Origin of the sequence: Streptomyces millisiae, from assembly GCF_031845425.1 — a bacterium.
Classification (GTDB): Bacteria; Actinomycetota; Actinomycetes; order Streptomycetales; family Streptomycetaceae; genus Streptomyces; species Streptomyces millisiae.
Genome location: NZ_JAVREM010000069.1, coordinates 15,974 through 35,424, shown reverse-complemented (window position 1 = coordinate 35,424; position 19,451 = coordinate 15,974). Strand labels below are relative to the sequence as shown.

Below are 19,451 nucleotides of genomic sequence, written 5' to 3'. Positions count from 1 at the left end.
CGAGTGATCAAACGCAAGATGTCCAACTGGCCGCTCAAACGGGCCGAGCATCGCAACCAGACACCACCCCCACCGGACACCATCACCATCACCCAGCGAGACACAACTACCTAAGTCACCGGCATTGCCCCTAGGCCCTGTCCGGCCAGCCTTGCCGGGGCCGCGACGCCAGCTACGGCACCTCGCTGCGTTGTCGCATCGCGCGAATACGGCCAAGTATGAGCTGCGATACTCCGCCTTGCGATGCACCGCATCTGACGCCGCGGCCTGATCCGACAAGGCCGACCGGACAGGGCCTTGGGACAGCGCCGTCAGTGGCGCTTCGTAGACTGGGGGCGTGAGCGACGACCAGTACGACGAGTTCGAGGAGATCGTGGGCGCGGAGAGCGACCGCGACCCCGATCTCGCCGTGATCGAGGCCGGCAGCCGCACCCTGCGCGCCCAGTCGGGAGCACCGCGCGGGGGCGAGCTGCCGGGCCGCCCGGCCGACCCCGAGCTCGACCGCGCGCTGCGCGAGGTGGAGGCGGAGCTGGCGAAGCGGTGGCCGGAGACCAAGCTCGAACCGTCGCTGAGTCGGATCCGGCCCCTGATGGACGTGCTGGGCGAGCCGCAGCGCGGCTATCCGGCCATCCACATCACCGGCACCAACGGCAAGACCACCACGGGCCGGATGATCGAGGCGCTGCTCGGCGCCTTCGAGCTGCGCACCGGCCGGTTCAGCAGCCCGCACGTCCAGTCGATCACGGAGCGGATCAGCCTGGACGGCGAGCCGATCGCGGCCGAGCGGTTCGTCGCCACCTACGAGGACGTCAAGCCGTACGTCGAGCTGGTGGACGCCCAGCAGCCCTACCGGCTCTCCTTCTTCGAGGTGCTGACGGGCATGGCCTACGCGGCCTTCGCCGACGCCCCGGTGGACGTGGCGGTGGTCGAGGTCGGCATGGGCGGCACATGGGACTCGACCAACGTGATCGACGGGCAGGTCGCCGTGCTCACCCCGATCGCGCTCGACCACACCGACCGGCTCGGCACCACGCCGGAGGCCATCGCGGGCGAGAAGTCGGGGATCATCAAGCCGGGCGCCCGGGTGGTGCTGGCCCAGCAGCCCAGCATCGAGGCGGCCGGCGTGGTGCTGCGGCGGGCCGTCGAGGTCGACGCCACGGTGGCCAGGGAGGGCATGGAGTTCGGCGTGCTCTCCCGCGAGGTCGCGGTCGGCGGCCAGCTGCTGACGCTGCGCGGCCTCGGCGGCGAGTATCCCGAGGTCTTCCTGCCGCTCCACGGCGAACACATGGCACACAACGCGGCGGTCGCGCTGGCCGCCGTCGAGGCGTTCTTCGGCGTCGGCGTCGACCGGCCGGCCCGCACCCTCGACGCCGAGGTGGTGCGCGCCGCGTTCGCCTCCGTCACCTCGCCCGGCCGTCTTGAGGTGGTGCGCAGCAGCCCGACGGTGCTGCTGGACGCGGCGCACAACCCGGCGGGGGCGCAGGCCACGGCGGCCGCCATCAGCGAGGCCTTCGGCTTCAGCCGCCTGATCGGCGTGGTCGGCGCCTCGGCCGGCAAGGACGTCCGCGGCCTCCTGGAGGCGTTCGAGCCGGTGTTCACCGAGGTCGTCGTCACCAGCAACACCAGCCACCGCGCGATGGACGTGGACGAGCTGGCCGCGCTGGCCGTCGAGGTCTTCGGCGAGGAGCGGGTCCAGGTCGAGCCGCGCCTCGACGACGCGCTGGACGAGGCCATCACGCTGGCCGAGGAGGAACACGAGTACGGAGGCGCCGGTGTCCTGGTCACCGGCTCGGTCATCACGGTCGGCGAGGCCCGGCTGCTGCTCGGAAAGGCCCGCTGATGCGAACCCTGCGGACGCTCTGCGCCAGCACCCTGGTCTGCGAGTTCATCGTCATCGGCCTCGCGGCGGTGGCCGCGATGCGGCTCTCCGACGACCTCTCCACCACCACGATCTGGGCCGTCAGCGGCCCCGCGATGGCGCTGTGCGTGCTGCTGTGCGGCCTGTTGCGGACGCCGGTGGCGATCCCGCTCGGCTGGGCCCTCCAGATCGGCCTGATCGCGGCCGGCTTCGTCCTCCCCGCGATGTTCATCCTCGGCGCGGCCTTCGCCGGCCTCTGGTGGGCCTCCATCCACTTCGGCCGCCACATCGACACGACCACACCGGGCGCGGCGCTGGCCCCAAAACCCAGCGCCTGACACACCGCGGCGGGTTTCCCCACCCACCCGGCGCTGCGCGCCGGGGGTGGGCGCATGAGCGGGGATAACCCGCTCTGCGGAGCAGCCGCCTCCGGCGGGCCGCCACAGGCGCCGGCCGCTCCGCCCCGCCCGGCGCGCTGCGCGCGCGAGGGCGGGTGGGTGGGGAGAACTCGCCCCGTGGCGTGGCGCCGAGAACGTCCGCGACGCTGTTCACGCCCCGCGGCGGCGGCGTAGCCGCTACGCCGCCCCGGCGCGCGGCGCCGATCGTTGTGCGGCTGCTCCACGCGCTGCGCGCGTGAGGGCGGGTGGTGGGGGGGAAGAACCGCTCCGCGCCGCAGTCGCTCCGCGCAGGGCGCGCGCCGCGCGGGAGGTGGCCCCCGGCGCGCAGCGCCGGAAGGGGCGGGTGGGGGGATCCCGCTCCGCGGGGCGGTACAACGCGGCGCAGCCGCTCCGCCCCGGCGCGCGGCGCCGATCGCTGTGTGGCTGCTCCGCGCACTGCGTGCGCGACCGTGGGGAGAACCCTGGCGGGGGCCGAGCCGCAGTGGGGCGGTAGTCTTGCGACCCCCGTCTGACACCCCTTTCCATCCCAGGAGCCGCCTGCCATGAGCCAGCGCACCCTCGTTCTGCTGAAGCCGGACGCCGTCGCCCGCGGACTCGTCGGCGAGATCATCGGCCGGATCGAGCGCAAGGCCGGCTGGACCATCACCGCGCTGGAGCTGCGTACCCTGGACCGCGCGACGCTGGAGACGCACTACGCCGAGCACGTCGGCCGCCCGTTCTACGAGCCGCTGCTGGAGTTCATGGCCTCGGGGCCGAGCGTCGTGCTGGTCGTGGAGGGCGAGCGCGTGATCGAGGGGCTGCGCACGCTGGCCGGTCCGACCGACCCGATCGCCGCCGCGCCGGGGTCCATTCGGGGCGACTTCGGCACGATCGTGCGGGAGAACCTGATTCACGCCTCCGATTCCGAGGAGTCCGCTGAACGGGAACTGAAGATCTTCTTTCCCTGAGCCACTCCGACACGCCCTGACCCGCCGTCAGGGTTCACCTGAACGACTTCGTCCAACGGGATAGGTACAGTCGAACGAGGGAACCCGTCACCCGAACACGACGTCACATGACGGAGGGCGGGCCGGGTTCCGCCGACAATGGCGAAAGCGGCGCTCCGGCGCTCCGTGTTCGACCGGCCGTGGATACGATGGCATCGCCGCCGGTTCTCTCCCCTCCGCGAGCGGGAGAGCCCTCTTGGCGTACCGTTATCGCACCCCCTGCCGACCTCCCCGCACATATCGCTCCAGCTGGAAGGCCAGATGTATCCCTATGGCGAACAATATGTCGTTCATCGGCCGTGACATGGCAGTCGACCTCGGGACGGCCAACACGCTGGTGTACGTCAGAGGTCGTGGGATTGTCCTCAACGAGCCGTCGGTGGTCGCCATCAACACCAACACCGGTGGCATTCTCGCGGTCGGCGCCGAGGCGAAGAAGATGATCGGCCGGACCCCGGGCAACATCGTCGCGGTGCGCCCCCTGAAGGACGGCGTCATCGCCGACTTCGAGATCACCGAGCGCATGCTCCGGTACTTCATTCTCAAAATCCACAAGCGCCGTTATCTGGCGCGTCCCCGGGTCGTCGTGTGCGTGCCGTCCGGCATCACGGGGGTGGAGCGTCGTGCGGTCATCGAGGCGTCGACGCAGGCCGGCGCCCGCCAGGTGCACATCATCGAGGAGCCGATGGCGGCGGCGATCGGCTCGGGCCTGCCGGTACACGAGGCCACCGGCAACATGGTGGTGGACATCGGCGGCGGCACCACCGAGGTGGCCGTGATCTCGCTCGGCGGCATCGTCACCGCCCAGTCGATCCGGGTGGCGGGCGACGAGTTGGACAACGCGATCATCCAGCACATCAAGAAGGAGTACAGCCTGCTGCTGGGCGAGCGCACCGCCGAGAGCATCAAGATCACCATCGGCTCGGCCTACGAGATGGACCAGGACGAGCACACCGAGATCCGCGGCCGCGATCTGGTCAGTGGGCTGCCGAAGACGGTGGTGATCTCCTCCGCCGAGGTCCGCAAGGCCATGGAGGAGCCGGTCAACGCGATCGTGGACGCCGTCAAGACGACGCTCGACAAGTGCCCGCCGGAGCTCTCGGGCGACGTGATGGACCGCGGCATCGTGCTCACCGGCGGCGGCGCCCTGCTGCGTGGCCTCGACGAGCGGCTGCGCCAGGAGACCGGGATGCCCATCCACATCGCCGAGGACCCGCTGGACTCGGTGGCGCTCGGCTCGGGCAAGTGCGTCGAGGAGTTCGAGGCGCTGCAGCAGGTGCTGGACGCCCAGCCCAGGCGTTAGCCGCCGGCGTCCGCGCCGCCACGGCCGCCGCGCGGCCGGCCGCGAGGACCGCGCGGCGACACCCACCCGCAACGACAAGAAAGGCACGGCCGCCGCACGTGAGGGACACCCGAGAGAGCCGGCTGCTCCTCGTCCTGCTGGTATCCATCGCATTCGCCCTGATCACGCTCGACATCCGCGGCGGCGAGAACTCCCCGCTCGACGGGCCACGGGAGGCGGCCGCCTCCTTCTTCGGTCCGGTCGAGGAGGGCGTGGCGGGCGCGGTCGACCCGGTGGCCAACGCCGTCTCGGCGATCCGCGAGTCCGGCGACCGGCACGACCGGGTCGCCGAGCTCGAGCGGGAGAACGCGGAGCTGCGGCAGCAGCTCGGCAGCGACGAGTACCGCGACTCGCGGACGCGGCAGCTGGACGAGCTGCTGCGGACGGCCGGGGCCGGCGGCTACCGGATCGTCGGCGCGCAGGTGATCGCGATCGGCGCGGCCCAGGGCTTCTCCTGGACCGTCACCATCGACGCCGGCACCGAGGACGGCATCACCCGTGACATGACGGTGCTCAACGGCGACGGCCTGGTCGGCCGGGTCACCACCGTGGGGCGGGGCCAGGCCACCGTGCTGCTGGCCAACGACCCGGAGTTCAGCGTCGGCACCCGGCTGGAGGGCAGCGAGGAACTGGGACTCGCCACCGGCGGCGGTGGGAACACGTTCGAGGTGCAGCTCTTCAACCAGCAGGCCCGGGTCCGCGAGGGCGACCGGATGGTCACCTTCGGCTCCGCGGAGAACCGGCCCTTCGTGCCGGGCGTCCCGGTCGGCGAGGTCGTCAACGTCAACCGGTCCAACGGCGACCTGACCCGCACCGTCGAGGTGCGGCCCTTCGTCTCGTTCACCCAGCTCGACCTGGTGGGCGTCGTCGTCGAACCGCCGCGCGACAACCCGCGCGACTCCGTGCTGCCGCCCCGTCCCGAGGAGGAGAACCAGGACGCGGAGCGCGAGCAGGGGGCGCGCAACGAGGACGAGGAGAGCGCGGGCGAGGGCGAGGAGACCCAGGGCGATCCGGGCGACGAGGTGGGAGAGCCCCAGCCCCCGACCGAGGGCGAGACCGGAGCCGGTGAGGGCGAGACGCCCGCCGATGCCGGCGACGACGACACCGCCACCGAGGAGTGAGACCGATGCGCGTCTCCCGCACCCTGCTGGCCGCGATCCTGGTGACCGTGGCGCTGATGCTCCAGGTCACCGTGTTGGCCAGACTCCACCTGCCGGGCGCCACGCCCGACCTGCTGCTGCTCACCGTGCTGGGCCTCGCGCTGGTCTACGGGCACGTCGGCGGCTGCCTGGTCGGCTTCTTCGCCGGGCTGCTCGCCGACCTGGCGCCGCCCGCCGACCACGCGGTCGGCCGGTACGCGCTCGTGCTCTGCGTCATCGGCTACGCCGCCGGGCTCACCAGGCCGGAGACCGGCCAGCACCGCTCGGCCACCGTGCCGATGCTGGTGGTCGCGGCCGGCGCGGCCAGCTCCACGCTGCTGTACGCGGGCGTCGGCGCCCTGGTCGGCGACTCGGCGGCGCGTGACGTGGGCCTCGGCTCGCTGCTGCTGACCGCCACCGTCTACGACCTGCTGCTCGCCCCGTTCACCGTGCCGCTGGTGATGGCGATGGCCCGCCGTCTCGAGAGCGACCCGCTGGCCGGTGACGGCACGTCGGGCGGCGGCGGTGGCGGCGACGCCGCGGTCAGCTGGCTGGGCGGCGCGGGGCCGCGCCGTCGCGGCCCGCGCCGCATCCGCTACGGGAAGGCCGCCAGGCTGGGCGGCACCCGGTCCACACTGCTCAGCAGGTCCGCCCGCAACCGGGCGGGGCGCATCAAGGGGGTCAAGCGGCTGTGACCAACATCCCGGAGACCGGGCGGACCTCGCGGATCACCATCCGTCTCGTCGTCATCCAGATACTGGTCTTCTCGCTGTTGCTCACGCTGGGCGGCCGCCTGTGGTACCTGCAGATCAGGCAGGGCGACGAGTTCGCGGCCGAGGCCGCCGGCAACCACGTGCAGCAGGCCGTCCAGCCGGCGGTGCGCGGCGCCATCCTGGACGCGCGGGGCGTGCCGATGGCCGACAACGAGACGCGTCTCGTGGTCACCGCCGACCGCACCGAGCTGAGCCGGCTGCCCGACGACGGCGCCGGCGTGCTGGCCGACGTCGCCGAACTGCTCGGCATGGACGTCGAGGAGGTCACCAACCAGGTGCGGCTGTGCGACGCCGAGACGCCGCAGCCCTGCTGGAACGGTTCGCCGTACCAGCCGATCCCGATCACCGACGAGGCGACCACCCAGCAGGCCCTGCAGATCCGCGAGCGGGCCGAGGACTTCCCCGGCATCAGCGCCGAGCCCACGGCCGTGCGCCGCTACCCGACGCCGGACGGCGCCAACTCGGCGCAGGTGCTCGGCTACCTGTCGCCGGTCACCGACGAGGAGGTCGCCGACTCGGAGGACACCGACAACCCGCTGCTGCGCTCTGACATGATCGGCCGCTCGGGCCTGGAGCGCCAGTACGACAGCTATCTGCGCGGGCAGGCCGGCGTCACCCGGTACGAGGTCGACAAGTTCGGCCGGGTGCTCGGGGAGTCGGAGAGCGAGACGGCGCAGGCCGGCGCCAACCTGGTCACCACCATCGACACCCGCGTCCAGGGCGTCGTCGAGCAGGAGCTCCTGCAGGCCATGGAGGTGGCGCGGACCCAGCACGACGACATCTCGGGCCGCAACTACGAGGCGGACGCCGGGGCGGCCATAGTGCTGGAGAACGACACCGGGCGGGTCATCGCGATGGCCTCGGCGCCCGACTACGACCCCAACGTGTGGGTCGGCGGCATCTCGACCGACGACTACGCGGCGCTCACCGACGAGGACTCCAACAACCCGCTGCTCAACCGGGCCATCCAGGCCCAGGGCCCGCCCGGGTCGACGTTCAAGGTGATCACCACGACCGCCGCCGTCAACGCGGGCTACGACTTCGACGGCTCCTACGAGTGCGGCTCCTCCTACGACGTCGGCGGCCAGACCTTCCGCAACTTCGAGTCCCAGGCGTACGGCTCCATCTCCCTGGGACGGGCCATCGAGGTCTCCTGCAACACCGTCTTCTACGGCATCGCGCACCGCGAGTGGCAGCGTGAGGGTGGCCTCGAACCGGTGGACAACCCGGACGACTGGCTGTTCCGCACCGCGCACGAGTTCGGGCTCGGCGCCCCGACCGGCGTCGACCTGCCCAACGAGGCGGCCGGCCGGATCCCGGACCGGGAGTGGAAGCAGGAGTACTGGGAGGCCAACCAGGAGAACTGGTGCGAGATCGCGGAGACCGACCGCGAGGACTACGTGGCCCGGATCGCCCGCGAGAACTGCACCGAGGGCATGAAGATGCGCGCCGGTGACATGCTCAACTTCTCCATCGGCCAGGGCGACGTGCTGGTCACCCCGCTCCAACTGGCCACGGTCTACGCGGCCCTCGGCAACGGCGGCACCCTCTACCAGCCGCAGGTCGGCCGGGCCGTGATCGCCGCCGACGGCAGCGTGGTCGAGGAGTTCGAGCCGGTGGCCAACGGCGAACTGCCGGCCGACGAGGAGACCATGGACAACCTGCGGGCCGCCACCGCGGGCGTGATCACCCGGGGCAGCGCCGACTGGAAGTTCGGCGGCTGGCCGCAGAACGACATCGTGCTGCGCGGCAAGACCGGTACCGCCGAGGCCTCCGGCGACCAGCAGACCACCTCGTGGCTCGCCACCTACACCGACGACTACACGGTGGTCATGACCATCAACCAGGCGGGCACCGGCTCCGGCGCCTCGGGTGACGCGGTGCGCCACATCTGGGAGGCCATCTACGGCGTCCAGGGCGGCACCGTCAACGAGGACGTCGCGCTGCTCGCCGAGCCGAACCGGGACCTGCCGGAGATCGACGAGAACGGCACCATCGTGGCCGACCGCGAGGACCCGCGGGAGAACGCCGACGCGCGCGACCGCGACGGCGGCGAGGACGCCGGCGAGGGCGACACCGGCGACGCCGACACCGGGCAGGGCGACACCGGCGACGGTGGCGAGGACCCGGGCCAGGACAACGGCTACGAACCCGGCTTCGACCCCGACGCCATCAGCACCCCGGACACGGTGGCCGGCGACGACCCACCGGACTCCGGCGAACTCGACGCCCGGCGCGAGGACCAGGACGACTGATGAGCGTGCACACCCTGACGGTCAGGCCGCCCGCCCGGCGCAAGAGCGCCTGGCGGCGGCTGGCCGAGCGCGACTCCGTCGCCCGCCGCCTCGACTGGCTGCTGCTCCTCGCCGGCCTCGCGCTGTCCGTGCTCGGCATAGCCCTGATCTGGTCCGCGACCCGCAACCGCACCGAGATAACCGGCGGCGACCCGCAGTTCTTCCTGATACGCCAGAGCATCAACCTCGCCGTCGGGCTCGCCATCGGGGTCGGCGTCGTCTGGCTCGGCCACCAGCGGCTGCGCAGCGCCGTCCCCCTCTTCTACGCCTTCTCGCTCTTCCTCGTCCTGCTGGTCTTCACCCCACTCGGCACCGAGATCAACGGGCAGCGCGCCTGGCTCTCCATCGGCGGGTACACCGTCCAGCCGGGCGAGTTCGTCAAGGTCTCCGTCATCCTGGTGATGGCCACCGTCCTCGCCGACGCGGTCGACGCCGGCGACCGGGAGCACCCCGCCCGGCGCGCCGTGCTCCAGTCCCTCGGCCTCGCCGCCCTCCCGCTCTCCGTCGTCCTCCTCGACGACATGGGCACCGCCATGGTCATCAGCGTCACCGTGCTCGGGATGCTGCTGGCGTCCGGCGCCTCGCTGAAGTGGACCATCGGCCTGGTGTTCACCGGCGCGGTCGGCGCGGTCCTCGTCTGGGTCCTCGGGGTCCTCGACGAGTACCAGATCAACCGGTTCGCGGCCTTCGCCAACCCGGCCCTCGACCCGGCGGGCGTCGGCTACAACACCAACCAGGCCAGGATCGCCATCGGCGGCGGCGGGCTCTTCGGCTCCGGGCTCGGCCAGGGCACCCAGACCACGGGACAGTTCGTGCCCGAGCAGCACACCGACTTCATCTTCACGGTGGCGGGGGAGGAGCTGGGCTTCGTCGGCGCCGGCGGGATCATCCTGCTGATCGGGGTGGTGCTGTGGCGCGCCCTGCGGATCGCCCGCGAGTCCACCGACCTCTACAGCACGATCATCGCGGCCGGCGTCGTCTCCTGGTTCGCGTTCCAGTGCTTCGAGAACATCGGCATGGCGCTCGGCATCATGCCGGTGGCCGGCGTCCCGCTGCCGTTCCTCTCCTACGGCGGCACCTCGATGTTCGCGGTCTGGATCGCGATCGGCCTGCTCCAGTCCATCCGCCTGAAGCGGCCGCTCTCCGCCGCCTGAACGCCAGGGAGCGCGCGCCCGGGGCCGTCCGAATGCGGGGGCGGGGCGCGGCTCCTAGGCTGAAAGGATGGCCCTTGAACACGAGCGCAAGTACGAGTTCGCCGGCCCCCTGCCGACCCTCGCCGGTGCCGGCCCCGTCGCCACCGAGCGCGCGCTGCCCGTCCGGCACCTGGTCGCCCGCTACTACGACACGGAGGACGGCCGGCTCGCCGCCGCCGGCATCACGCTGCGCCGCCGCACGGGCGGCGAGGACGCCGGCTGGCACCTCAAGCTGCCGGTCGGCGACGGCGTCCGCGAGGAGATCCACGCCCCGCTGACCGACCGGGACGAGGGGCCGCCGAGCGAGCTGACCGCCCTGGTCCGCTCCCGCCTCCGCCACGCCACGCCCCGGCCCGTCATCGACCTGATCACCGAGCGGCGGCCCACCCTGCTCGCCGGCGTCGGCGGCGCCCCGCTCGCCGAGGCCGTGCTCGACCGCGTCACGGCGAGCCGCGACGGCCGCATCACCCACTGGAGCGAGGTCGAGGTCGAGCTCGCGCCCGCCCAGAACGCCGCCGCCCCCGAGGTGGGCGACGCCGTGCTCGACGCCGTCGAGCAGCGGCTCACCGCGGTCGGCGCGCGCCGCTCGGACGCGCCGTCCAAGCTGGTGCGCGCCCTCGCCGAGACGGGAGGCGCCCCCACGCCCCCGCCCGCGCCGCCGCGGTGGCCGGCCGACTCCGCCGCCGCCCACGTCCTCGACTACGCCCGCCGGCAGGTCGACGCCATCCTCACCCTCGACCCGGCCGTCCGCCGCGACCTGCCGGACGCCGTGCACCGCATGCGGGTCGCCAGCCGGCGGCTACGCGCCCTGCTGCGCAGCGCCCGCGCCGTCCTCGACCAGGACGTCACCGACCACCTGGCGGCCGAGCTGCGCCACCTGGGCGCCGAGCTCGGCGTGGACCGCGACCGCGAGGTGCTGACGGAACGGCTCACCACCCGGCTCGACGAGCTCCCCGAGGAGCTGCGCGTCGGCCCCGTCGCCGAGCGTCTCGCCGCCTGGGACCGCGAGCGCCGCGCCGAGTCCCGGGCCCTCGTCGTCCGGCTGCTCGACTCGCCCCGCCACCTCGACCTGCTCGACGCCCTCCACCGGCTGCTCGCCGACCCGCCGCTGCGGCCGCGCGCCGCCGAGCGCCCGGCCCGCAAGGTGCTGGCCAAGGCCATGCGCCGGGACCGCGACCGGCTGGCCCGCCGGCTGCGCGCCGCGTACGCCACCCCCGCGGGACCCGACCACGACGCCGCGCTGCACGCCGCCCGCAAGGCCGCCAAGCGCGCCCGCTACGCGGCCGAGGCCGCCGTCCCCGCCGTCGGCAAGCCGGCCCGCCGCCAGGCCAAGCGGTGCAAGGCGCTCCAGCGCGCCCTCGGCGACCACCAGGACAGCGTGGTGGCCCGGGCCGCGCTGCGCGAGCTCGCCGACCTGGCCCAGGAGGCGGGCGAGCCCTCGTTCAGCTACGGGGTCCTCCACGAGCGCGAGGCGGCCGTCGCCGCCGACCGGGCGCGTGCGGCCGCGAAACTCCCGGTAGGCTGAACGGTCTAGCCCGTTTCTCGCCCCAGTCGTCCCGAAAGCCGGAAGCCATGCCAGTCGAGTCGGTCTTCCCCCGCCTGGAGGCCCTCCTCCCGCACGTCCAGAAGCCGATCCAGTACGTCGGCGGTGAGCTCAACTCCACCGTCAAGGACTGGGACGCGTGCGACGTCCGCTGGGCGCTGATGTACCCGGACGCCTACGAGGTCGGGCTGCCCAACCAGGGCGTCATGATCCTCTACGAGGTGCTGAACGAGCGCGAGGGCGTGCTCGCGGAGCGCACCTACAGCGTCTGGCCGGACCTGGAGGAGCTCATGCGCAAGCAGGGCGTCCCCCAGTTCACGGTCGACGCGCACCGCCCCGTCGGCGCCTTCGACGTGTTCGGCGTCTCGTTCTCCACCGAGCTCGGCTACACCAACCTGCTGACCGCGCTCGACCTCTCCGGGATCCCGCTGACCGCCGCCGAGCGCACCGAGGACCACCCGGTGGTGGTGGCCGGCGGCCACGCCGCGTTCAACCCGGAGCCGATCGCCGAGTTCATCGACTGCGCGGTCATCGGCGACGGCGAGCAGGCCGTCCTCGACATGACGGAGATCATCCGCGCCTGGAAGGCCGAGGGCCGCCCCGGCGGCCGCGAGGAGCTGCTGTTCCGCCTCGCCCGCACCGGCGGCGTCTACGTCCCCGCCTTCTACGACGTCGAGTACCTGCCCGACGGCCGCATCGCCCGCGTCGTCCCCAACCGCTCCGGCGTCCCGTGGCGGGTGTCCAAGCACACCGTGATGGACCTCGACGAGTGGCCCTACCCCAAGAAGCCGCTGGTCCCGCTCGCCGAGACCGTGCACGAGCGGATGTCCGTGGAGATCTTCCGCGGCTGCACCCGCGGCTGCCGCTTCTGCCAGGCCGGCATGATCACCCGCCCGGTGCGGGAGCGCTCGATCACCGGCATCGGCGAGATGGTGGAGCAGGGGCTCCAGGCCACCGGCTTCGAGGAGGTCGGGCTGCTCTCGCTGTCCTCCGCCGACCACAGCGAGATCGCCGACATCACCAAGGGTCTCGCCGACCGCTACACGGACGACAAGATCGGCCTCTCCCTCCCCTCCACCCGGGTCGACGCCTTCAACATCGACCTGGCCAACGAGCTGACCCGCAACGGCCGCCGCTCGGGACTCACCTTCGCCCCCGAGGGCGGCAGCGAGCGGATCCGCAAGGTGATCAACAAGATGGTCACCGAGGACGACCTGATCCGCACCGTCGCCACCGCCTACGGCAACGGCTGGCGGCAGGTCAAGCTCTACTTCATGTGCGGCCTCCCGACCGAGACCGACGAGGACGTCCTGCAGATCGCCGAACTGGCGACCAAGGTCATCGCCAAGGGCCGCGAGGTCTCCGGATCCAACGACATCCGCTGCACCGTCTCCATCGGCGGCTTCGTCCCCAAGCCGCACACCCCCTTCCAGTGGGCCCCGCAGCTCTCCCCCGAGGAGACCGACGACCGCCTCGCCAAGCTCCGCGACGCCATCCGCGCCGACAAGCGCTACGGCCGCTCCATCGGCTTCCGCTACCACGACGGCAAGCCGGGCATCGTCGAGGGCCTCCTCTCCCGCGGCGACCGCCGCGTCGGCGCCGTCATCCGCGCCGTCTACGAGGCGGGCGGCCGCTTCGACGGCTGGCGCGAGTACTTCTCCTACGACCTCTGGATGCGCTCCGCCGCCACGGCCCTCGCCCCCTACGGCGTCGACGTCGACTGGTACACCACCCGCGAACGCGGCTACGAGGAGGTCCTCCCCTGGGACCACCTCGACTCCGGCCTCGACAAGGACTGGCTCTGGGAGGACTGGCAGGACGCCCTCGACGAGACGGAGGTCGAGGACTGCCGCTGGACACCGTGCTTCGACTGCGGCGTCTGCCCGCAGATGGACACGCACATCCAGATCGGCCCGACGGGCAAGAAGCTGCTGCCGCTGCAGGTCGTGAAGTCGGGCGCCGGGCAGGGGAAGTAGGCACCGGGGCCGTCCGCGCCGGGCGGCGCGGTCGGTGGGTCAGTCGCCGGCTGCGAGGAAGTCCGCTATCGCGGCGGCGATGGCTTCGGGCTGCTCGTCGGGGATGAAATGTCCGGCGTCGGGCACGACGATTCCGGTGGTGTTGTCGGCCCATGGGCTGATGGCGGCGGCCATGTCCGGAACGGAGCCGTGGCTGCTGGAGATTCCGAGGACGGGCACGGTCAGGTGCCGCCGCTTGAGCGCCTCGCGGTTCTCGCGCGCCGACTTCGCGGCGTCCCGGTAGTACGCGAGGGAGGCGCGCAGGCCGCCGTCGACGGCGACGGCGGCCGCGTAGTGGTCGAGTTCGGCGTCGTCGAACGTGTCGGGAGACAGGGCCTTCACCTTCAGGAACCAGGCGACGTACTCGCGTTCGCGGCCGGCGAGCAGCCGCTCGGGGAGGTCGGGCACGACGTGGAACGCGAAATGCCAGGTTTTCCACGCGCGATCCGGGTCGGTGGGAATCGCCTCCGGGAGAGTGACACCGGGAATTCCGGCGTCGAGCAGAGCGACCCCGCGTAGGTGGCTCTCGTAGTTGAGGGCGAGGGAGAAAGCGACCCAGGCGCCGATGTCGTGGGCGACGAGGGAGTAGGTCGACACTCCGAGAGCCCGCACGGTGGCGTGGACGTGCGCGGCGACCGCGTGCGTGTCGTAGCCGCGCTCCGGACGCTCGGAGTGGCCCTGACCCGGCAGGTCGATCGCGATGACGTGGAACCGGCGGGTGAGGCCGGGCATCACCTTTCGCCAGGCCCACCAGGTTTGCGGGAATCCGGCGAGCAGGACGACGGCCGGGCCGGCTGGCCGTCCTCCTTCGACGGCATGGAGGCGGACGCCGTCCGCGTCGAGCCAGCGGTGGGTGAATCCGGCCAGGTGCGGTAGGGGCAGGTCGCGGACGGGGTTGCTTTCGGAGGCGTGCGGAGCGCTGGTTGCTGGGCCGGCCACGGGGTCCTCCATCGGTGTCAGTGTTTTCGAAGGCTAACACATCTTGGACTGATCAGTTCAAGATAGGATGGTGGGCGACACGGTCCGAACCATCGACGCATCGGCAAGGAAGTGCCGCGTGGCAGGCAAGAAGCAGTTCGACATGGACACGGCGCTCGACGCCGCGATGATCCAGTTCTGGCGCGCCGGCTACGCCGACACCTCGCTGGACGACCTGTCCCGGGCGACCGGCCTGAACCGCAGCTCCATCTACTCCTCCCTCGGCGACAAGGACACGCTCTTCCTGCGCTGCCTGGACCGCTACGCCGCGCGCTACGGCGAGAAGTACGACGCCGCCCTGTCGGGTGCGGCCTCGGAACCCGTTGCCGCTGTTCGTGCGTTCTTCGACGTCACCCTCGATCGCATCGCCGATCCCGAACTCCCCGACGGATGCCTGATCGCCCAGTCGGCCATGGCGATTCCCGTGCTGAGCCCGAGCGTCGCGGCGCACGCCAAGCAGGCGCTCGGCTTCCAGCGACTGCGCCTGCGCGCCGCGCTGAAGGCCGGTCGACTGACCGACCGGGACGCCGACGCCTACGCCGTGCACTGCGCGGCCGTGAACCAGTCCCTCGCCGTCATGAGCAGGGCCGGGGCGAGCCCGGCGCAGCTCCTGGCTGTCGTGGGCGTGACCGTGGACGCGCTCACGCGGGCGCCGCGCGCGTGACGAACCCGATGCGACCGTCGGGCTCGCCGTCCGGCACGCACGGTCATGCCGCGGTCGGCAGCTCGGGGGACCTGACCCCGGCCGCCCGTAGGTGTCCAGTGGCCGAATGCGGTGCTGCGGCCGGCCCTTGGGAGGTGTACCGCGTGCGACCCTGTTGAATCGGTCGAGTGAGCGAGGGGTGGAGATTGATGGGGTGCAGACGGGCCGTCAGAGCCGCCGGGGTCGTGGTGGGAGTCGCCGCGCTGGCCGGTTGTGGTGGGGACGGCTGGTCGGGAAGTCCGGGGGGCGCGATGGCCGGGATGGACGCCGCGGAGGTGGCGTTCGCCTCGATGGAGGCGATGGCCGGCGCCGACGCCGTGCGTATCCGGTATGAGGGTCGGGAGGAGGGGAGGACGGGGGAGATGCATCTCACCTCGGGCGGCGAGTGTTCGGCCACCATGACGAGCGACGAGTACGGCGACATGGAGGTGCTCCAGCGGGGAGACCACATGTGGGTCGGCGGAGACGGCTGGTTGGCGGCCGTCTCCGCGGAGGTCGACGACGAGGAGCTGGTGGAGGCCGCGAGGGACATCCTCCAGGAGCGCTACCTGCACATCGACCTCGCCGCGGAGGACTCAGCCGAGATGGACGAGATGGCCGCCCTGTGCTCCCTCGAGGACCTGACCGCCGCCCCGTCCTCGCCTCAGGAAGACGAAGACGTGACGTTCGACGGGGCGGACTTCTTCGGCGGCACGCCGACCGTCACCCTGAGCACCACCACGCCGCAGGGCGAGATCGTCGTGCGGGTGGCCGCCGTCGGGGAGCCCTACCCGCTGGAGATCTCCGGCGAGTTCGGCCGGGGTTACGAGCACATGGAGATGACCTACGACGAGCCCCTGTACTTCCGCGCGCCCGACGCCGACCAGACGATGGAGGTCGTGGCCTTCCAGCGGGAGCTGATGGAGCGGTACTTCAACGAGCCGGTCCGGAGCTAGGGGGCCTGGGCGAGTTTCACACCCGCGGCGAGACCCAGCGGTGGTAGGCGGCCATGTCGACGTTGCCGCCGCACACGATGGTGGCCACGTGTCGGCCGGCGAAGCGGTCGCGGTCTTCGAGGATCGCCGCGATGCCGAGCGCTGCTGACGGTTCGACGACGAGGCCGGCGTGGTCGAGGAGCATCCGCATGCCGGCGGTGATCGACGCCTCCTGGACCAGGACGGCGTCGTCGGCGACCAGGAGGAGGTCGTCCAGGACGGCCGGGATGGGACGCCGGCCGGCGACGCCGTCGGCGATGGTGTCGGTCGAGTCGGTGGTGACGACGCGCCGCTGGCGCCACGAGTGCGTCATCGCCGGTGCGCCCCGCGGCTGGACGCAGATCACCTCGACCTCGGGCGCCATGGCCTTCACCACGTGGCCCACGCCGGTTGCCAGTGCCCCACCGCCGAGCGCGATCAGGACGGCGTCGAACGACGGTGCGGTGCCCACCAGTTCCAGGCCGATGGTCGCCGCGCCCTCGCAGGTCTCGATGTCCAGGCTGTCCTCGAGCAGCCGGATGCCGTCGTGGCGCGCGATGGCCGCGGCCCGCTCCCGCGCCAGCTCGTGGTCGCCGTCGACCAGTTCCAACCTGGCGTCCAGCGCGCGGATGCGGTCGAGCTTGGCCGCGGTCGCGAAGCGGGATGCCACGACGGTGACGTCGAGCCCCCGGCCGCGAGCGGACCAGGCGAGGGCCTGGCCGAGGTTGCCCGCGCTGGCGCACACCACGGCCTGCGCGCCGTGGTCGGCGAGCAGGCTCGCGACGAGCTCGGTGCCGCGGGCCTTGAAGCTGCGGACCGGGTTCGCCGTTTCCAGCTTGATGCTCACCGCGCACCCGAGGCCGGGCTCCAGCGCCTCGCAGCGGTACAGCGGGGTGTCGAGGAACATCGGGTCGATAACCCGGCGAGCCGCCCGGATCCGATCGGTGTCGAGGCGGGTCTGCTGCATGAGACCGAAGCGTACGGCCGGGGGCGTCTTCCGCGGCCCGGGTGACGCGTCGGTGCCGGGCCGCGGGAGGGTTTCCGCTACTTGCTGACGGCGAAGCGCATCAGGGCGTGTTCGTCGCCCTGCTTGATCTTCCCCGTCTCGTTGATCACCTCGAGCTTCCAACTGGTGCCCGCGCGCGTGGCCTTGGCCACCGCGCAGCCGTTGTCCTGGCCGAGCAGGCTGGGCCAGATGTCGGCGACCTGCTGGGTGCTGCCGCCGGTCGCGTCGTACACCTTGAAGCTGATGTTGCGTGCCTTCTGGAAGGAGCTGCCCTTCTTGAAGGCGGCGGCGACGAACACGATCGACGTGATGTTGGTCGGTATGCGCGCGAACTCGACCGTCACCGTCTCGTCGTCTCCGTCCCCGCGGCCGGTCTGGTTGTCGCCGCTGTGCACCAGGGAGCCGTTGCCCATGGGGTCGTGCGAGTCGAGGCCCGCCAGGCGCACCGGGTCGCCGCCCTGCATGGCGATGGCGATCAGGTCCAGGTCGGTGCCGGCCTTGCGGCGGAGCGCGCCCAGGACTCCGCCGCTGGTGCCGGCCGTGGGGTCCCAGGACACCCCGATGGACAGGTGGGTCACTCCGTCCAGGTCCGCCGGGCCGTGTTCCTTGGTAAGCGTGATCATTTCTGGTCATCCTCTAGCCAGTTGGGACTGTCGTACGCAAAGTGTGCCGAGAAATCCCCGGAGTTCCGCACTTCGGTTCCGTTTCGTCCTGGGATGCCGCGTGTTGGGCGGGCCGCCCGTCAGCCGTCGGAGCGCAGGGCGGCGCCGATGAGGGCGATGCCCTCGTCGATCTCGTGGGCCGGGCCCGCCGCGTAGCCGAGGACCAGGCCGGGTGGGCCGGGGGTGATCCGGTGCCAGGACAGGGGGTGCGCCTTGACGCCCCGGGCCAGGGCGGCCGCGGCGAGGTCGGTGTCGCGGAGGCCGGCGCCGTGGGTGTCGAAGGTGACCATGAGATGCAGGCCGGCGGCGGCGCCGTGGACGCGGGCGCCGGGCAGGTGGGTCCTGACGGCCCGCAGCATCGCGTCCCGGCGCCGGCGGTGGCGCAGCCGGAGGTGTCGCAGGTGTCGTTCCAGTTCGCCGGAGTCCATCAGGCGGGCGAGGACGAGCTGGGTGAGGACGCCGTTTCCCAGGTCGGCGTGTCTCTTCGCGGTCACCAGGGCGTCGTGTCGGGCCGAGGGGACGAGGAGCCAGCCCACCCGGAGCGCGGGCGCGAGGAGCTTGGAGACGCTGCCCGCGTAGTGGACGCCCTCGGGCAGCAGCGAGCGCAGCGCCGGCACCGGGGGCCGGTCGTAGCGGTGTTCGGCGTCGTAGTCGTCCTCGATGAGCAGCCCGCCGTCGGCGGCCCAGCCCAGCAGTTCGCGGCGGCGCTCGCCGTCGAGGACGACCCCGGTGGGGAACTGGTGGGCCGGGGTGAGCAGCACGGCGGGGGCGCCACTGGCGCGCAGCGCCGCGACGTCGAGTCCGCGCTCGTCCACGGGGATCGGGACCGGCGTGTGGCCGCCGTACGCCAACTGCTGGCGGGTACCGAGCGATCCGGGGTCCTCGACGGCGACGCGGCGGATCCCGTCCGCCCGCAGGAGCTGCCCCAGCAGGGCGAGGGCCTGCGCGACGCCCGCGACCACGATCACCTGGTCGGGGTCGGCGCGGATGCCGCGGTTGCGGGCCAGCCAGCCGACGACGGCCCGGCGGAGTGCGGGGGCGCCCCGGGGGTCGCCGTAACCGAGGTCGGTCCGGCTGACGTCGGTGAGCACGGCACGTTCGGCGCGCAGCCAGCTGGTGCGGGGGAACGCGGTGAGATCGGGGACGCCGGGGGAGAGATCGATGCGGCAGGGCAGGGCGCGCAGGAGGTCGACGGCGCCGTCCCGGTCGGCCGAGTCGAAGAGCGCGGGCCCCGGCACGGGGGCGTCGCGGGCGGGCGCGCGGGGGGCGGCGGGGGCCGCCACCACCATCGTGCCGAGCCGGCCGCGGGCGGCGATCTGCCCCGACTCGGCGAGCCGCCGGTACGCCTCGGTGACCACGCCCCGGGTGACACGGAGTTCGGCGGCCAGCACGCGGCTGGCCGGCAGCCGGGTCCCGACGGGCAGCCGGCCGTCGGCGACGGCGGAGCGCAGCCGCTCGGCGAGCCAGGCGGTGCGCCCGCCCGACGGCGCCTCCCCGATGTCGAGTTGGAGGAAGTCGGAGCCGGCGGGTGCGCCGGAGTCCCGGGACGGCTCTTTGGACCCCTCGGATGGGGGCATCGTGGACCTGCCCATGGCGTCCATTGTGCGG

16 protein-coding genes are annotated in these 19,451 nt (G+C 72.5%); 12 read left to right on the top strand and 4 right to left on the bottom strand.

From position 1 onward, the window contains the following. Positions 1 to 337: 337 nt before the first annotated feature. The 10 genes from folC to RNC47_RS30575 all read left to right on the top strand — a co-directional run bounded on the left by folC (position 338) and on the right by RNC47_RS30575 (position 13,502). Positions 338 to 1,840, top strand: a complete 1,503-nt coding sequence (folC, locus tag RNC47_RS30620) for a bifunctional tetrahydrofolate synthase/dihydrofolate synthase (RefSeq protein WP_311603412.1) — start codon at positions 338 to 340, stop codon at positions 1,838 to 1,840. 8 nt (positions 1,841 to 1,848) lie between these two features. After that, on the top strand, positions 1,849 to 2,196 hold the full coding sequence (locus RNC47_RS30615) for a DUF4233 domain-containing protein (RefSeq protein WP_311603418.1): 348 nt from the start codon (positions 1,849 to 1,851) through the stop codon (positions 2,194 to 2,196). Between the two features lie 602 nt (positions 2,197 to 2,798). Further along, on the top strand, positions 2,799 to 3,203 hold the full coding sequence (ndk, locus tag RNC47_RS30610; RefSeq protein ID WP_311603411.1) for a nucleoside-diphosphate kinase: 405 nt from the start codon (positions 2,799 to 2,801) through the stop codon (positions 3,201 to 3,203). Positions 3,204 to 3,525: 322 nt separating this feature from the next. After that, positions 3,526 to 4,545 carry a rod shape-determining protein gene (locus tag RNC47_RS30605; protein WP_311603410.1) on the top strand — a complete coding sequence of 340 codons (1,020 nt, stop codon included), beginning with the start codon at positions 3,526 to 3,528 and terminating at the stop codon, positions 4,543 to 4,545. Positions 4,546 to 4,643: 98 nt separating this feature from the next. Further along, positions 4,644 to 5,705 carry a rod shape-determining protein MreC gene (gene mreC, locus RNC47_RS30600; protein ID WP_311603408.1) on the top strand — a complete coding sequence of 354 codons (1,062 nt, stop codon included), beginning with the start codon at positions 4,644 to 4,646 and terminating at the stop codon, positions 5,703 to 5,705. 5 nt (positions 5,706 to 5,710) lie between these two features. Further along, a complete protein-coding gene (gene mreD / locus RNC47_RS30595) occupies positions 5,711 to 6,418 on the top strand; it encodes a rod shape-determining protein MreD (protein ID WP_311603407.1) in 708 nt (235 codons plus the stop codon). Beyond that, entirely contained in the window at positions 6,415 to 8,751 is a 2,337-nt protein-coding gene (gene mrdA / locus RNC47_RS30590) for a penicillin-binding protein 2 (protein WP_311603405.1), read from the top strand. Before mreD ends, mrdA begins: the two co-directional genes overlap by 4 nt. Beyond that, positions 8,751 to 9,944, top strand: a complete 1,194-nt coding sequence (locus RNC47_RS30585) for an FtsW/RodA/SpoVE family cell cycle protein (RefSeq protein WP_311603403.1) — start codon at positions 8,751 to 8,753, stop codon at positions 9,942 to 9,944. Before mrdA ends, RNC47_RS30585 begins: the two co-directional genes overlap by 1 nt. A 67-nt stretch (positions 9,945 to 10,011) precedes the next feature. Continuing rightward, positions 10,012 to 11,508: a CYTH and CHAD domain-containing protein gene (locus tag RNC47_RS30580; protein ID WP_311603401.1), complete on the top strand. Its 1,497-nt coding sequence runs from the start codon at positions 10,012 to 10,014 to the stop codon at positions 11,506 to 11,508. Between the two features lie 47 nt (positions 11,509 to 11,555). Then, on the top strand, positions 11,556 to 13,502 hold the full coding sequence (locus RNC47_RS30575; RefSeq protein WP_311603399.1) for a TIGR03960 family B12-binding radical SAM protein: 1,947 nt from the start codon (positions 11,556 to 11,558) through the stop codon (positions 13,500 to 13,502). A 39-nt stretch (positions 13,503 to 13,541) separates the two neighbouring features. Here the strand turns inward: RNC47_RS30575 and RNC47_RS30570 are convergent, their stop codons facing one another. Next, a complete protein-coding gene (locus tag RNC47_RS30570) occupies positions 13,542 to 14,492 on the bottom strand; it encodes an alpha/beta fold hydrolase (RefSeq protein ID WP_311603398.1) in 951 nt (316 codons plus the stop codon). A gap of 106 nt (positions 14,493 to 14,598) precedes the next feature. On the opposite strand from RNC47_RS30570, the gene RNC47_RS30565 reads away from it, so the two are divergent. Both RNC47_RS30565 and RNC47_RS30560 read left to right on the top strand, forming a co-directional pair. Beyond that, positions 14,599 to 15,183 carry a TetR/AcrR family transcriptional regulator gene (locus RNC47_RS30565; RefSeq protein ID WP_311603396.1) on the top strand — a complete coding sequence of 195 codons (585 nt, stop codon included), beginning with the start codon at positions 14,599 to 14,601 and terminating at the stop codon, positions 15,181 to 15,183. Positions 15,184 to 15,371: 188 nt separating this feature from the next. After that, positions 15,372 to 16,157 carry a hypothetical protein gene (locus tag RNC47_RS30560; protein ID WP_311603395.1) on the top strand — a complete coding sequence of 262 codons (786 nt, stop codon included), beginning with the start codon at positions 15,372 to 15,374 and terminating at the stop codon, positions 16,155 to 16,157. 16 nt (positions 16,158 to 16,173) lie between these two features. Here the strand turns inward: RNC47_RS30560 and RNC47_RS30555 are convergent, their stop codons facing one another. The 3 genes from RNC47_RS30555 to pdxR all read right to left on the bottom strand — a co-directional run bounded on the left by RNC47_RS30555 (position 16,174) and on the right by pdxR (position 19,444). Further along, positions 16,174 to 17,142, bottom strand: a complete 969-nt coding sequence (locus RNC47_RS30555; protein WP_311603393.1) for a threonine ammonia-lyase — start codon at positions 17,140 to 17,142, stop codon at positions 16,174 to 16,176. A gap of 77 nt (positions 17,143 to 17,219) precedes the next feature. Further along, positions 17,220 to 17,804, bottom strand: coding sequence for a TerD family protein (locus RNC47_RS30550; RefSeq protein ID WP_311603392.1), 585 nt, complete (start codon positions 17,802 to 17,804; stop codon positions 17,220 to 17,222). A gap of 119 nt (positions 17,805 to 17,923) precedes the next feature. After that, entirely contained in the window at positions 17,924 to 19,444 is a 1,521-nt protein-coding gene (pdxR, locus tag RNC47_RS30545) for a MocR-like pyridoxine biosynthesis transcription factor PdxR (RefSeq protein WP_311603390.1), read from the bottom strand. Positions 19,445 to 19,451: the final 7 nt, after the last annotated feature.